This is a genomic window from Kineococcus endophyticus (assembly GCF_040796495.1).
GTDB lineage: Bacteria > Actinomycetota > Actinomycetes > Actinomycetales > Kineococcaceae > Kineococcus > Kineococcus endophyticus.
The window spans coordinates 21,020-34,359 of sequence record NZ_JBFNQN010000012.1; the positions used below are offsets into that span (position 1 = coordinate 21,020).

At 74.0% G+C, this 13,340-nt stretch carries 17 protein-coding genes; 8 read left to right on the forward strand and 9 right to left on the reverse strand.

Translation table 11 applies throughout. From position 1 onward, the window contains the following. Positions 1–49: 49 nt before the first annotated feature. On the reverse strand, positions 50–391 hold the full coding sequence (locus tag AB1207_RS17025; protein ID WP_367639595.1) for a hypothetical protein: 342 nt from the start codon (positions 389–391) through the stop codon (positions 50–52). A gap of 143 nt (positions 392–534) precedes the next feature. Then, positions 535–1,236: a FadR/GntR family transcriptional regulator gene (locus AB1207_RS17030; RefSeq protein ID WP_437178973.1), complete on the reverse strand. Its 702-nt coding sequence runs from the start codon at positions 1,234–1,236 to the stop codon at positions 535–537. A gap of 91 nt (positions 1,237–1,327) precedes the next feature. Between AB1207_RS17030 and aspA the strand changes: the two genes are divergently transcribed. Genes aspA through AB1207_RS17045 form a run of 3 tightly spaced genes read left to right on the forward strand, consistent with a single transcriptional unit; the run spans position 1,328 to position 5,153 of the window. Then, positions 1,328–2,785 carry an aspartate ammonia-lyase gene (aspA, locus tag AB1207_RS17035; protein WP_367639597.1) on the forward strand — a complete coding sequence of 486 codons (1,458 nt, stop codon included), beginning with the start codon at positions 1,328–1,330 and terminating at the stop codon, positions 2,783–2,785. Continuing rightward, positions 2,782–4,221: an amino acid permease gene (locus AB1207_RS17040; protein ID WP_367639599.1), complete on the forward strand. Its 1,440-nt coding sequence runs from the start codon at positions 2,782–2,784 to the stop codon at positions 4,219–4,221. The genes aspA and AB1207_RS17040 overlap by 4 nt, the downstream gene beginning before the upstream one ends. An 8-nt stretch (positions 4,222–4,229) precedes the next feature. Beyond that, positions 4,230–5,153 (forward strand): asparaginase domain-containing protein, encoded by a 924-nt coding sequence (locus AB1207_RS17045; RefSeq protein WP_367639600.1) that lies wholly within the window; start codon positions 4,230–4,232, stop codon positions 5,151–5,153. A gap of 18 nt (positions 5,154–5,171) precedes the next feature. Here the strand turns inward: AB1207_RS17045 and AB1207_RS17050 are convergent, their stop codons facing one another. After that, entirely contained in the window at positions 5,172–5,606 is a 435-nt protein-coding gene (locus AB1207_RS17050; RefSeq protein WP_367639601.1) for a hypothetical protein, read from the reverse strand. Between the two features lie 143 nt (positions 5,607–5,749). Between AB1207_RS17050 and AB1207_RS17055 the strand changes: the two genes are divergently transcribed. The 3 genes from AB1207_RS17055 to AB1207_RS17065 are packed head-to-tail and all read left to right on the forward strand — an operon-like array spanning position 5,750 to position 7,385. Further along, complete coding sequence (locus AB1207_RS17055; RefSeq protein ID WP_367639602.1) at positions 5,750–6,445, forward strand: AzlC family ABC transporter permease; 696 nt, start codon at positions 5,750–5,752, stop codon at positions 6,443–6,445. Then, positions 6,442–6,753 (forward strand): AzlD domain-containing protein, encoded by a 312-nt coding sequence (locus AB1207_RS17060; protein WP_367639603.1) that lies wholly within the window; start codon positions 6,442–6,444, stop codon positions 6,751–6,753. The genes AB1207_RS17055 and AB1207_RS17060 overlap by 4 nt, the downstream gene beginning before the upstream one ends. After that, positions 6,750–7,385, forward strand: a complete 636-nt coding sequence (locus AB1207_RS17065) for a class I SAM-dependent methyltransferase (protein ID WP_367639604.1) — start codon at positions 6,750–6,752, stop codon at positions 7,383–7,385. Before AB1207_RS17060 ends, AB1207_RS17065 begins: the two co-directional genes overlap by 4 nt. A 6-nt stretch (positions 7,386–7,391) precedes the next feature. On the opposite strand, the gene AB1207_RS17070 is transcribed toward AB1207_RS17065, so the two are convergent. Further along, a complete protein-coding gene (locus tag AB1207_RS17070) occupies positions 7,392–7,961 on the reverse strand; it encodes a GNAT family N-acetyltransferase (RefSeq protein WP_367639605.1) in 570 nt (189 codons plus the stop codon). Between the two features lie 49 nt (positions 7,962–8,010). Further along, the gene (locus AB1207_RS17075; protein ID WP_367639606.1) at positions 8,011–8,154 is read right to left on the reverse strand and encodes a hypothetical protein; all 144 of its coding nucleotides are present in this window, start codon (positions 8,152–8,154) and stop codon (positions 8,011–8,013) included. Positions 8,155–8,294: 140 nt separating this feature from the next. On the opposite strand from AB1207_RS17075, the gene AB1207_RS17080 reads away from it, so the two are divergent. Continuing rightward, on the forward strand, positions 8,295–9,014 hold the full coding sequence (locus AB1207_RS17080; protein ID WP_367639784.1) for a dienelactone hydrolase family protein: 720 nt from the start codon (positions 8,295–8,297) through the stop codon (positions 9,012–9,014). A gap of 39 nt (positions 9,015–9,053) precedes the next feature. Here AB1207_RS17080 and AB1207_RS17085 read toward each other — a convergent pair whose 3' ends face one another. The 3 genes from AB1207_RS17085 to AB1207_RS17095 all read right to left on the reverse strand — a co-directional run bounded on the left by AB1207_RS17085 (position 9,054) and on the right by AB1207_RS17095 (position 11,848). Then, positions 9,054–9,914, reverse strand: a complete 861-nt coding sequence (locus AB1207_RS17085) for an ABC transporter substrate-binding protein (protein ID WP_367639607.1) — start codon at positions 9,912–9,914, stop codon at positions 9,054–9,056. Between the two features lie 75 nt (positions 9,915–9,989). Beyond that, entirely contained in the window at positions 9,990–10,487 is a 498-nt protein-coding gene (locus AB1207_RS17090; RefSeq protein WP_367639608.1) for a GNAT family N-acetyltransferase, read from the reverse strand. 71 nt (positions 10,488–10,558) lie between these two features. After that, positions 10,559–11,848 carry an FAD-dependent oxidoreductase gene (locus tag AB1207_RS17095; protein WP_367639609.1) on the reverse strand — a complete coding sequence of 430 codons (1,290 nt, stop codon included), beginning with the start codon at positions 11,846–11,848 and terminating at the stop codon, positions 10,559–10,561. A 59-nt stretch (positions 11,849–11,907) separates the two neighbouring features. Here AB1207_RS17095 and AB1207_RS17100 point away from each other — a divergent pair, with 59 nt between their 5' ends. After that, entirely contained in the window at positions 11,908–12,861 is a 954-nt protein-coding gene (locus AB1207_RS17100) for a helix-turn-helix transcriptional regulator (RefSeq protein WP_367639610.1), read from the forward strand. 6 nt (positions 12,862–12,867) lie between these two features. Here AB1207_RS17100 and AB1207_RS17105 read toward each other — a convergent pair whose 3' ends face one another. After that, complete coding sequence (locus AB1207_RS17105) at positions 12,868–13,278, reverse strand: helix-turn-helix domain-containing protein (RefSeq protein ID WP_367639611.1); 411 nt, start codon at positions 13,276–13,278, stop codon at positions 12,868–12,870. Positions 13,279–13,340 lie beyond the last annotated feature (62 nt).

Here is a 13,340-nt window from a genome sequence, read left to right on the forward strand (position 1 = left end):
CGAGGAGGCGCGCTCGTTGCGGCGGGACCGTGCCCCGCATGCCGCGCTGTCAGGCGAAGAGGTCCAGACCGCCGTCGGCGGTGCTCACCAGGGACGCGGGTCCCGGTTGACGAGCGGACCGGGCGTCGTCGCGCGCCCGCTGGGCGTCCGCCCTCTCCTGCGCCAGCGCGGCCATGGCCTGCGCCATCGCCTGCGCCGCCGCCTCGAGCTGGGCGCGGTCGATTTTCAGGGTGTCCTCGTCGGCGTGGTTCGTGACGTCGCTGACGAGCGTGTCCTGGGCCTCCTTGTAGTCCCGCGTCGCCTCGCGCAACGCCTTCTCGGCGGGGGAACCGCCGCCCGAGCCCGGGCGGGCGATCGACGCCAGGTTGGTCCCGCTGACGGAGATGCTCACGTGGTCCTCCAGACCGGTCGGGGCGCGCACGGCGCGGACACGCCGCGTCGTCGCTCCCACCCGTCCATCGGCAGCCTCCGTGCCCGTCGACAGTGGTCGCGATCATGTGGGACCCGGTCCCCACCGGACGGCCGAACGCTGCCTCAGGGCCGGTCGGTGAGCGTCCGCAGCGCCGATCCGACGGCCTCCAGGTGCGCGCTCATCGCGTCGCGGGCGGCCGCGTCGTCGCGGGTGGCGATGGCCTCGACGATGCGGGCGTGCTCGTCGTCGGAGTGCTCGCGGCGGTCGGGGAGGAGGTTGAGAGCCTGGGACTGGGCGGTGGAGGCCTCGCGGACGGCGGCGAGCACGGACACGATGACCCGGTTCCGCGACGCCTGGGCGATGAGACCGTGCAGCCGGCCGTCGAGGACGGCCCACTCCTGAGGGTCCGGTTCGCCGCGCATCGCCTCGACGAGCTCGCGCAGCTCGGTGAGCTCGGACTCGCTGTGCCGCAACGCCGCCCACCCCGCCGCGGGCACCTCGACGAGGGGCCGGGCCTCGAGCAGCTCGGAGGCGGCGAAGGAGCCGAAGACGGGGTCGGCTTCGACCGAGTCGTGCACGACGAAGGACCCCAGGCCGGTGCGCGGCTCGGTGAGGCCCAGTGCGTGGCAGGACCGCAGCGCTTCCCGCACGACGGACCGTGACACCCCGTGCCGTTCGGCGAGAGCGGCCTCGGACGGCAGGCGGGTGCCGACGGGCAGCTCGCCGCCGAGGATCGCGTCGCGCAGGTCGGCGAAGACGGCCTCGGCGGCGCCGACCCGGGTCACGGCGGGCGCGCGGTCGGCCCAGGAAGTCATGGGGCCCATCATGCGTGCCCTTGACGGGACGGCGATGCCTCCCCCATTCTCGAGCCACCTGTCAGACAGCCGGACAGGTCCAGCGAAGGGACCCGATGTCGTGACCCGCCCCGCCCCCGACGAGCCCCACACCCCCACCCGCACCGAGCACGACCTGCTCGGCGAGCGGGAGGTGCCCACCGACGCGTACTGGGGCATCCACACCCTGCGCGCCGTGGAGAACTTCCCCATCACCGGTCGCGTCATCGGCCAGGACCCGCACCTCGTGCGGGCCCTCGTCGACGTCAAGCAGGCCGCCACCCTGGCCAACCTCGAGCTCGGCGTCCTCGACGCCGAGCGGGCCGACGCGATCGTCGCGGCCTGCCGGGAGATCGCCGACGGGGCGCTGCACGAGCAGTTCGTCGTCGACGTCGTCCAGGGCGGCGCCGGCACCTCGACGAACATGAACGCCAACGAGGTCGTCGCCAACCGCGCGCTGGAACTCCTCGGCCACGCCCGCGGCGACTACGCGCACTGCCACCCGAACACCCACGTCAACGCCTCGCAGTCGACGAACGACGTCTACCCGACAGCCGTGAACATCGCCACGCGCCGCTGGATCATGGCGCTGTGCGCCGAACTGGAACGGCTGCGCGACGCGTTCGCCGCGAAGGCCGCCGAGTTCCGCGACGTCGTCAAGATGGGCCGCACGCAACTGCAGGACGCCGTGCCGATGACGCTGGGCCAGGAGTTCGCCACGTACTCCGTCATGCTCACCGAGGACCTCGAACGCCTGCGGGAGTCCGCCGACCTGCTGCTCGAGGTGAACCTCGGCGCGACGGCCGTCGGCACGGGTCTCAACGCCCCCGTCGGGTACGCCGACCTCGCCGTCCGGCACCTCGCGCAGATCACGGGGTACGACCTCGTGAGCTCGCCCGACCTCGTCGAGGCCACCCAGGACGTCGGACAGTTCGTCCACCTCTCGGGCGTCCTCAAGCGCGTCGCGGTCAAGCTGTCGAAGGTCTGCAACGACCTGCGGCTGCTGTCGTCCGGTCCCCGCGCGGGGCTCGGGGAGATCAAGCTCCCGCCGGTGCAGGCGGGGTCCTCGATCATGCCGGGCAAGGTGAACCCGGTCATCCCCGAGGTCGTCAACCAGGTGGCGTTCCAGATCGTCGGCAACGACGTGTCGATCTCCATGGCGGCCGAGGCGGGACAGTTGCAGCTCAACGCCTTCGAACCCGTCATCGCGCAGCGACTGTCCGAGGGCGCACGCAACCTCACCCACGCCGTCGCCGTCCTCACCGACCGCTGCGTCACGGGGATCACGACCGACCCCGCACTGCTGCGGGCTCGTGTGGAGAACTCCATCGGGCTCGCCACCGCCCTCAACCCGCGGATCGGCTACGAGGCCGCCACCCGCATCGCCACCGAGGCCGCGCTGACGGGGGCCTCCGTCGCCGACCTCGTCCTCGCCGCCGGACTGCTCGGCCGCGAGGAGCTCGAAGAACTGCTCAAGCCGGAGAACCTCACCGCCCAGAAGATCCAGACCTCCCCGACGACCCAGGAGACCTCTCGATGACGACCGAGCTCCCCGACCGCACCGCCGCGGTCGCCGCCCCGGAAGCGCTGTACCGCAAGGACCTCAAACCCCGCCAGGTCCAGATGATCGCCATCGGCGGCGCGATCGGGACCGGGTTGTTCATGGGGGCCGGCGGTCGCCTCGCCGGCGCCGGTCCCGCCCTCGTCGGCGTGTACGCCGTCTGCGGGTTCTTCGGGTTCCTCATCCTGCGCGCGCTCGGCGAACTCGTCGTCCACCGGCCCACGTCGGGGTCGTTCGTGTCCTACGCCCGGGAGTTCTTCGGCGAACGCACCGCCTTCGTCGCCGGGTGGCTGTACTGGCTGAACTGGGCCACGACGGCCGTCGTCGACGTCACGGCCGTCGCGCTCTACATGAACTTCTTCGGCCGCTACTGGGCACCGATCGCGTCGGTGGACCAGTGGGTGTGGGCACTCGCCGCGATCGTCGTCGTGCTGGCGCTCAACCTGCTCTCGGTCAAGGTCTTCGGCGAGCTGGAGTTCTGGTTCGCACTGCTGAAGGTCGGGACCCTCGCGGTGTTCCTCGTCGTCGGGACGTACTTCGTGGTGTTCGGCGAGCCGATCGACGGCCAGAAGCCCGGGTTCGGGCTCATCGAGGCCAACGGGGGCTGGCTGCCCAACGGGCTGCTGCCGGCCGTCGTCGTCATCCAGGGGGTCGTCTTCGCGTACGCCTCGATCGAGCTCGTCGGCACGACCGCGGGTGAGGTCGAGGAACCGCAGAAGGTCATCCCCCGCGCCATCAACACCGTCATCGTCCGCATCGTCGTGTTCTACGTCGGCTCGGTCCTGCTGCTCGCGCTGCTGCTGCCGTTCGACGTCTACGAGAAGGGCGTCAGCCCGTTCGTCACGTTCTTCTCCCACGTCGGGGTCGAGGGCGTCGACGCGTTCGTGAACCTCGTCGTGCTGACGGCCGCGCTGTCCTCGCTCAACGCGGGCCTGTACTCCACCGGCCGCATCCTGCACTCCATGGCGCACACGGGTTCCGCCCCCTCGTTCGCCGGCCGGGTGAACCGCAACGGCGTCCCGTACGGCGGCATCGCCCTGACGGTCGTCGTCGCGCTGCTCGGGGTCGTGCTCAACGCCCTCGTGCCCGCCGACGCGTTCGAGATCGTCCTGAACATCGCGGCGATCGGCATCGTCAGCGCCTGGGGCGTCATCGTCCTGTGCCAGCTGCGGCTGTGGTCGTGGGCGAAGGCCGGACGCATCGCGCGGCCCGCCTTCCGGATGCCGTTCGCGCCGTGGAGCGGGTACGCGACCCTCGTGTTCCTCGTCGCCGTGCTCGTGCTCATGGCCTTCGACCACCCCGTCGGCACCTGGACGATCGGCTCGCTCGTCGTCATCGTGCCGCTGCTGGCCCTCGGGTGGCGCGCCGCGAAGCCGCGTGTGGAAGCGTTGGCCGCTCAGCGTCAGCAGGACTGAGGAGGACCGTGGCGACCCCGACGACCCCGTTGATCGTGGTGGTGACCACCGGCGGCACCATCGCCAGCACCGTGGGCGCCGACGGGGTCAGCAGCCCGACCCTCGCCGGTGGCGCCCTCGTCGGCGCCGCCGCCGCGGAGGCCGGCGTGCGGGTGCGGGTCGTCGAGGCGCTGCGGGTCGACTCCTCCACGCTCACGCTGGACGACGCGTGGACCGTCGTGACGGCCGTCCACGACGCGCTCGCCGACCCCGACGTCGCCGGGGTCGTCGTCCTGCACGGGACGGACTCGCTGGAGGAGACCGCCTACCTGCTCGACCTGCACCACGACGACGCCCGCCCGGTGGTGCTGACGGGGTCGCAGCGGACGGCGGACCACCCGGAGTCGGACGCCCCTGCGAACGTCCACTACGCGCTGTGGGCGGCGGCATCGGTCACGGGCGTCGTCGTCGCCTTCCGAGGCGGGTTCGTGCACGCCGCCGGAACGGCCAAGCGCCACACCACCGAGCTCGACGCCTTCACCGCGCCCGACGGTCCCCTTCCCCGCGTGCTGCTGCCGCGGGCTGACGGACCGTGGCCGCGCGTCGACGTCGTCGCCGGGTACCCCGGGATGGACGGGATGCTCCTCGACGCGTGCGTCGCCGCCGGTGCGCGGGGGATCGTCCTGCAGGGCCTGGGCTCGGGGAACGCGACGCCCGCCGTCGTCGCGGCGGTCGCGCGGGCGCGGGAGGCCGGGGTCGCCGTGGTGCTGACGACGCGGGTCCCCGCCGGGCCGGTCGCCACCACCTACGGCGACGGGGGCGGCGGCGCGGACCTCGCCGCGGCCGGGGCCGTCCCCGCAGGCCGGTTGAAGGCCGGTCAGGCGCGCGTGCTGCTGGCTGCGCTGCTGCGGGCGGGGGCGGACGTGGCGGAGGGGTTCGCCGCGCGCGGCTGACAGCAGCGGCCCCGTCAGTCAGCGACCGCGGTCCGCCTGCTCAGATGCGGTCCTGGAAGGGGCGTTGGCAGCTACCAGCAGGTGAGCCGTCCTGCGCTGTGCCCAGCCCAGCAACCCCGCCGCCACCACGACTAGTCCTCCCAGGGTGAAGACCAGTCCACCCCCGACCCGGCCCGGCACCGCCAGCAACCCGCTCAGCAACAGCAGACCCACCACCGCCACCAGCGCGCCCACCGCCGGCTGCAGCCAGCGCGGTAGCCGGTTCGACACGTTGACGTGCAGCAGGTAGCGCCCGTAGTCGAAGGCCGCAGCTGCGACCGGCGCTTGGTCGGCGGGCAGGCCCTGACGAGCGCGCTCCACCGCCTGCCGGCGCCCGTCGACGTCCACCTGCGCCCACGCATGCCGGGCCAGGCGCCGCTCGGCGGGGCTCATCGGGAACAGGGCGTCGCGCACGACCGTCAGCGTAGGCAGCCACCGCACCGACCCGCCCCACCACGACGGGGCGCCACCACCCCACATGACGACGCCACCCAGGGCTCAGCGTGGGAAGCAGCCCGCGCGCCGGCTCCACTGCGAGCGGCTGGGACACTGGGTCCGTGACCGCTGCGCCGACCGATGCGCGCTCCGCCGTCGTCCGGCAGGGGTTGTCCGTCGCCGTCGCGACCGGCCTGTACGGGGTGAGCTTCGGCGCCCTCAGCGTCACGAGCGGACTGTCCGTCTGGCAGACGTGCGTGCTCTCCCTCCTGCTCTTCAGCGGCGGGTCGCAGTTCGCGCTCATCGGCGTGCTCGGCGGGGGCGGGACGGCGGGGGCCGCCGTCGCGGCGTCCTCCCTGCTCGGCGTGCGGAACGCGCTCTACGGGCTGCAACTCGTCCCGGTCATGCGGCCGCGGGGCTGGCGCCGGGCCGCCGTCGCGCAGTTGACCATCGACGAGTCGACGGCCGTCGCCGTCGCCCAGTCCGAACCTCCGCTGCGACGGCTGGGGTTCTGGGTGACCGGCCTCGGCGTGTACGTCGGCTGGAACCTCATGACGCTCGTCGGCGCGCTGGCCGGGAACTCCCTCGGCGACCCGAAGCGCTTCGGTCTCGACGCGGCCGCCGCGGCGGCGTTCACCGGGTTGCTGTGGCCGAGGTTGAAGGGACGGGAACCCGTCGCGATCGCCGTCGTGGGAGCACTCGTGACGACCGTGCTCGTGCCGGTCATCCCGCAGGGGTTGCCCGTCATCGCGGCGGCCGCGGTGGGGTCGCTCGTGGCGTGGTGCTGGCCGCAGCCCCGGACAGGGGACGAGGCGTGACGTTCTGGTTCGCGGTCCTCGGCGCCTCTGCCGTCGCCTTCGCGACGAAGTTCGCCGGGTACGTCGTCCCGCCCGCCGCGCTGGAACAGCCGCGCGTGAAGCGGCTGACGGGGATGCTGCCGGTGGCGCTGCTCGCATCGCTCGTGGTTCTGCAGACGTTCTCGACCGGCCGCGACCTCGTGCTCGACGCGCGGGCCGCGGGGCTGCTCGTGGCGGTCCTGGCCCTCGTCTGCCGGGCACCGTTCATCGTCGTCGTCGTGCTGGCGGCGGGGACGGCCGCGGGTCTGCGGGCGTTGGGGTGGGGATGAACGAGGAGATCGCGACCTACTACGACGAGTTCGCCCCGCACTACGTCCCGGGCTGGCGGTCGGTCCAGTACTACGGACCGCTCGTCGCCGACTTCCTGCTGCGCGCCGTCACGCCGGAGTGCCGGGTGCTCGACGTCGGCTGCGGGCCGGGGCAGTTGACGAGCCAGCTCGCCGAGGACGTCGAGGTCGTCGGCTGCGACGTCTCTCCGCAGATGCTCGCGGGCGCCCGCGAGGCCCGACCCGGAGGGCGCTACGAACTCCACGACCTGCACGACCCCGTGCCGGCGGACTGGGGTCGGTTCGACGTCGTCCTGGCCGTGGGCTGCCTGGAGTTCTGCCGCGACCTCGACGCGACGCTGGGCCACCTCGCGGCGGTGTGCGCACCGGGTGCGCGGGTCCTCGTCGGAGCGGTGGAGGACCGCGCCCTCGGGCCCGGCGCGTCGACGAGGGAGTTCTCCGCGGAGGGGCTGCCCGGGGTGGCGATGCACGCCTACGACGCGACCGCGCAACTCGCCGCGGTCACCGCGTCCGGGCTCGCGCCGTACGGGTACCGGTACGTGCCGGCGTGGCGGCACGAGGAGTACGGGTACGTCGTGCACTACGGGTTGTGGGAGCTGCGGCGGGACCGCTGACGACCGTCAGTCCCCGCGCCCGTCGACGGCGGGGAGTTCCTTGCGCAGCACCGTGCTGTCGTAGTTCGTCACCGACCACGTCCACCGGCCCACCACCGTGTACCCCCGCCGCCAGTACCAGGCGAGGAGTTCGTCGGCCGCGGACGACGTGTCGATGACGACCGCGTCGCAGCCCCGTTCCGCCAGACGCCGTTCGGCGTGGACCAGCAGAGCGTGGCCCAGCCCGGTGCCGCGCCACGTGGGGTCCACCGCCAGTTGCGAGAAACGGCCGGCCTGCGGTGCCGCCGGGTACCCGTCGGGAAAACCTCCGGGCCCGCTGACGGTCACCGTTCCGACGAACTCGCCGTCGACGACCGCGACCCAGCACTCACCGTCCAGCACCCTCCGGCGGGTGTGCTCCACCGACTGGTACGACCCGAAGAACCGTCGCCCCTGAGCGGCGTGCTCGGCGTAGGCCCGGTGGCAGAGCTCGGTGAGCTGTTCGACGTTGTCGTGCTCGTCCACGAAGGGTGCGAACCGGGGGCCCTGCTGCTGCGTCGGACGGGTCGGCCCGGGCTCGTCGGAGCTGAGGTGCATGCCAGGGGACGGTAGTGCCCGACGCCGGTGGACCGCCCAGGCCTCGACGTCACTCGCCCACCTGCCGCTCCAGGGCCGCAGCGATGCGTTCCTGCGCCTCGGCCGAGCGCGTCAGGGTCGCGCGCAACCGCGTCAGGTAGACGACGAGGCACACGAACAGGACGAGGTTGACGATGCCGGTGATGTCGGTCATCGCGTGATCGTCGCAGCCCGACCCCTGCGCCCACCGGGTGCGCGCCGGGGACGGGTGGAGTTCGCTGAGGCGGGAGGTTGCAGCAGCCCACCTCGCACCGTCGTCCCTCCACCCGAGGAGTCCCCGTGCCCGACACCACGATCCCCGGCGCCACCACCGTGTCCACCCTCAAGGCCCACGTGGCCGTCCCCCCGGTCGGGGACGGGCCGTGGCCCGCAGTGGTGGTCCTGCACGAGGCGTTCGGGCTGACCGACGACACCCGTCAGCAGGCCGACCGCCTCGCCGCCGCCGGCTACCTCGCCGTGGCTCCGGACCTGTTCAGCGCCGGCGGCGTCCGCTGCCTGCGCGCCACCTTCTCGGCCATGACGGCGGGGCACGGACCCGCCTTCGGCGACATCGACGCCGCCCGACGGTTCGCCGCGGAGCACCCCCGGTCCACGGGCGTCGTGGGGGTCCTGGGGTTCTGCATGGGCGGGGGTTTCGCGCTGGTCGCCGCCACCCGCGGGTTCGACGCCGCCGCCCCCAACTACGGTCGACTGCCGCCGAACGCCGAGGAGGTCCTGCGCGGGGCCTGCCCCGTCGTGGCCAGCTTCGGTGGTCGCGACCGTTCCCTGCGCGGGGCCGCACAGCGTCTGGAGGGCATCCTCACCGACGCCGGCGTCGAGCACGACGTCCACGAGTACCCCGGGGCCGGGCACTCGTTCCTCAACCGGCACAACGCGGGACCCCTCGCGGCGCTGGAGCGGGTCGCCGGTTTCAGCTACCACCAACCGTCCGCGGAGCACGCGTGGGGACGCATCCTGCGCTTCTTCGAGACGCACCTGCGCGCCGCGGGGGACAGAACCCCACCGGACGCCTGACCGCGGAACGCCACGGCTCCGACGGACGGAGTTCCCCCCTCACGCCCCGCCGTTGAGCGCCGTCGTCGTCAACGCGGCGGCCTCCACCCCGTGGGCCTTGAGGACCTCGGCGTAGCGGCCGGAGGCGATCGACTCCTGCAGCGCGCGCTGCACGGCGTCCCGCAGCTCGGTGCGGTCCTTGGCGACGCCGAAGCCGTAGGGCGAGGGCTGCAGCGGCTTGCCCGCGAGGGCGGTCTTCCCGTTGGAGGCGGCGACCAGGTCGGCGGCCGAGGGGTAGTCCTCGACGCCGAAGTCGGCGCGGCCGGCTTCGACCTCGGCGGCGCTCTGGCCGTTCGGCACCTCGTCGACCACGATCGCCGCCTTGCCGGCCGCCGTGCAGAGGGCGGACTGCGCGGCCACGAGGTCGCCGTTCGTCGTGCCGGAGTTCACGGCCGCGCGGTGCCCGCACCAGGTGCCGGGGCCGTCGAGGCCGAGGGGGTTCCCGCCGGCGGCGATGGCCTGGCTGCCGGCGATGAAGTAGTCGACGAAGTCGACCTTCTCCTGCCGGGCGGCGCGGTCGGTCATGGACGAGGCGATGAGGTCGGCGCGGTGGGCCGAGACGGTGTCGATGAGGTCGTCGAACCCGGTCTGCACGAAGACGACCTTCAGGCCCATCCGCTGAGCGAGATCGGTGACGAGGTCGATGTCGGCGCCGACGAAGTCCGCCCCCTGCATCGACTCCATCGGCGCGTAGGTCGCGTCGGTCGCGACCGTCAGGGTGCCGGGCACCACGAGCGGGAGGGCGGTGGAAGCGGCGGCCGGGGTCGTCGCGGCGCTGTCGCCCGCGCAACCGGCCAGGCCCGCGAGCGCCGTCGCGGCGAGTGCCGCGGCCAGGGGGGCACGGAAGCGGGTCGTGCGCACGGGGGTCCTCCTCGGACGGCGTCGGGGACCGGGCGGTCCCCCTCCCTCCATCGGCAGCGGTCCCGCTGGACCGTTTCACCCGTCCGGGTGAGCGGGGTCCAGGCGCTTGGCGAGGCAGTGGTGGGCGTAGGGGTCGTCGGTGAAGCGGTCCGTGGGCGTGTATCCGTGCCGCGCGTAGAGGCGGCGTGCCTCGACGAGGTCGTCGCGGGTCTCCAGCCGGAGCACCTGCAGACCCCGTGCGCGGGCTTCCTCCTCGAGGGCCCTCAGGAGGCGGGTGCCGACCCCGTGGCCCCGGGCCGCGCTCGTGACGTGCAGGCGCGTGACCTCACCGATGTCCCCCAGCACCCGCAGACCCGCGCAGCCCAGGACGTCCTCGCCGCGCCGGGCGAGGAGCAGGAGGCCGTCCGGGGGCGCGAGCCGGTCGTCCCCGGAGCCGGCGACGAGCTCGTCCACCTCGGCCGTCGTGGCCGCGCGGCCGTACCAGCGCGTGACGATGTCGTCGTAGTAGGCGCGCAGCGCCGCGCGGGCGGGGACCGAGGTCGGGTCCTCGGGAGCGACGACGACCTCAGGCACGGGGGGCGATCCACTCGACAGCCGGCCACACCCGCGGCTCTTCCACCACCCCGCGATCATCGCAGCGCGGCTCACCGCCGGCCGGTCACCCGACCCCGCACCGCCGTCGACCACGCCAGCACCGGCAGCGACAGGCGGGTCAGCGCGGACCCGGCCGGGGAGGCGCCGGCGAGGATGCGGTCGACGGTCGCCATGGACAGGTTCGTCACCGCGGTGCCGCGGTGGCGCATGGCCGTCTCGAAGGTGCTGACGGCGGTGGCCAGGGTCTGCGTCCCGGCCCGCGCGGCCAACAGCTCGGTGACGAGCCCGTGCGCGTCGACGATCGCCGTCCCCGCTCCCTTGCCCGCCGTCGGCGGGGTGGCGTGGACGGCGTCGCCGAGGGCGGTGAGGCAGCCGGCGGGCCAGGGCGCCATGTCGCGCACCCGCTGCGGGCCGACGTGGAAGCGGTAGGAAGCCACCGTCGAGGGGTCCGTCCGCCCGAGGACCTGCAGGGGCGCGTCCCCCCACCCGGCCGCCCGCAGGGTCGCCACGGTCGTGTCGCGCAACGGCCCGCCCCGCTGCTCGCGCAGGGCGGCGGAGGCGGTCGCCTCGGGGACCATCGCGCCCCACACGTACGTCGGCCCGGTCGTGACGGCGGCCCGGTCGTGCGCGGCGTCGAGCACGGCGTACCCGTCCGGGTCGAGGAACCCCGTGTAGAGCGCGGTGCCGCGGGGGCCGACGGTGAGGCTGGACCGGGGACCGAGGCGGGCGCGTTCGGCCGGGTCGAGGTCGGCGGCCCGGGTCCGTCCGGAGATCCCGAGGAGCCCCGCGGGCCGGCTGGTCGGGTGCCCGAGGAGGTGGCGCACGACGAGGGAGTGCGGCCCGTCCGCCCCGACGAGCAGGTCGCCCTCGTCGGTGCTGCCGTCGGCGAAGGTCGCCCGGGCGCGTCCACCCGGGCCCTCGTCACGGCCGACCCCGGTGCACGTGCTGCCCAGGACGAGGCTGTCGCCGGCGGCGTCGGCCAGCAGCAGGCGCAGGGTGATGCGGTCGACGTCGATGCTGTCGGGGTCCAGGCCCTTCACCGTGATCTCGCCGAGGGGCCGGCCGCGCCAGTCGAACCAGACGTCCGGCGGCCGGCGCCGCACCGCGGACGCCGAGGCGAGGAGGCGGGCGTAGAGCTCGGGGTCGAGGAGTTCGCGCAGGGCCCGCTGCGCCGAGGTGTCGAGGGTGAGGTGGTACCCGCCGGTCGCCGCGGGGTCGGTGTCACGGTCGTGGACGGTGACGTCGAACCCGTGGCGGCGCAGGCCGGCGGTCAGGGCGAGGCCGCCGATCCCGCCCCCCACGACGACGACGCGGAACGGGGCTGTGCTGGTGGGGGTCATGGCGGCACGATGGAACTCCTGGCGGCCACCGGGTGGCCACCACTCGGGAGGGAGGTCCGGTGCCGTCCACGTCGGCCCGCGCGCTGAGCCTGCTCTCGATGCTGACCACCGGGGCGACGCTCGGCGGTGAGGAGCTGGCCCGGCGCCTGGGGACCTCACGGCGCACGGTGCGGCGCGACGTGGAGACCCTGCGCGAACTGGGCTACGCCGTCGAACCGGTCACGGGCGCGGGTGGCGGGTACCGGCTCGGTCCGGGCGGGGCGTTGCCACCGCTCGTGCTGGACGAGGAGCAGGTCGTCGCGGTCGTGGTCGCGCTGCAGACCACGTCCTCGGTGCTGCGCGGGATCGAGGACGCCAACCGCCGGGCGCTGGCGACGGTCCGGCAGGTGATGCCGCGCCGGCTGCGGCGGGACGCGGACGCCTTCACGGTGACGGCCGTCCCGAACCAGTGGGAGTTCCCGGCGCCGCCGCCCCCGGCGGACGTCGTGCGCACCGTCGGCGGCGCCGTCCGCCGTCGGGAGCTGCTGCGCGTGCCCGGGCCGGAGCGGTCGCCGTTGCTGGAACCGCACCACCTGGTCGTCTGGGCCGCGCGCTGGTACCTCCTCGCGTGGGACCGGACCGGGGAGGACTGGGTCGTCCTCCGCCTCGGCGAGGACACCGCCCTGGAACCGACCGGGGTGCCCTTCCGCGAGCGCCCCCTGCCCGAGGGCGGGCCGGGCGCACTGGTCCAGGGCACCGCGGACCGCGGGGACCGGCTCGCGCCCTGGCCGTGCACCGGATCCGCGGTCCTCGACCTGCCGGCCGAACTGGTCGCGCGGTTCGCCCCCGGCGGAGCCGTCGTCCGGCGGGTGGACGGTTGCCGCTGCGAACTGTCCATGGGCGCCTGGTCGTGGATCGGGCTCGCTGGCCTGTTCACGACGTTCGGCAGCCCGATGACGCAGGTCCAGCCGGTGCAGCTGCGGGACGCGTGCGCCACGGCCGCGGGGCACCTCAGCGCGGCCGCGCACGACTGATCCGGTTCAGGCGTGCCGGGGAACGGGAGCGCGGGGCGTGCGGTGCTGCCCGGCGTACGCGAGCACGTCCTCGAGCAGCACCCGGCGGTGCGTGCCGGGTTTCGTGTACGGCAGGGCGCCGGACTCCAGGAGCCGGACCATCGTCGGCCGGCTCACCCCGAGCACGTCGGCGGCCTCCTGCGTGGTGAGGAGCGCCTCGTGCGGGGTGAGGGTGACGGCCTCGCCGTGGGCGAGGGCGGTGACGGTCTCGCGCAGGGCGTGGGCCAGTTCCGGTGGCAGCGCGGCCCCGCGTCGGCCAACCTTCAACGACAGCAGCGCCTCGGGCTGCGCAGCGAGGAGTTCAGCGAGTTCAGCGAGACCTTCGAGGCCGGGTCGGACGGTGACCTCGGCGCCGTGGCAGGCGACGGACGACGACACCGTCCGACCGTAGCAGGGTTCCTCCCGAATCGAACAGAACGAAAATCTGGGTTACGCTGTGA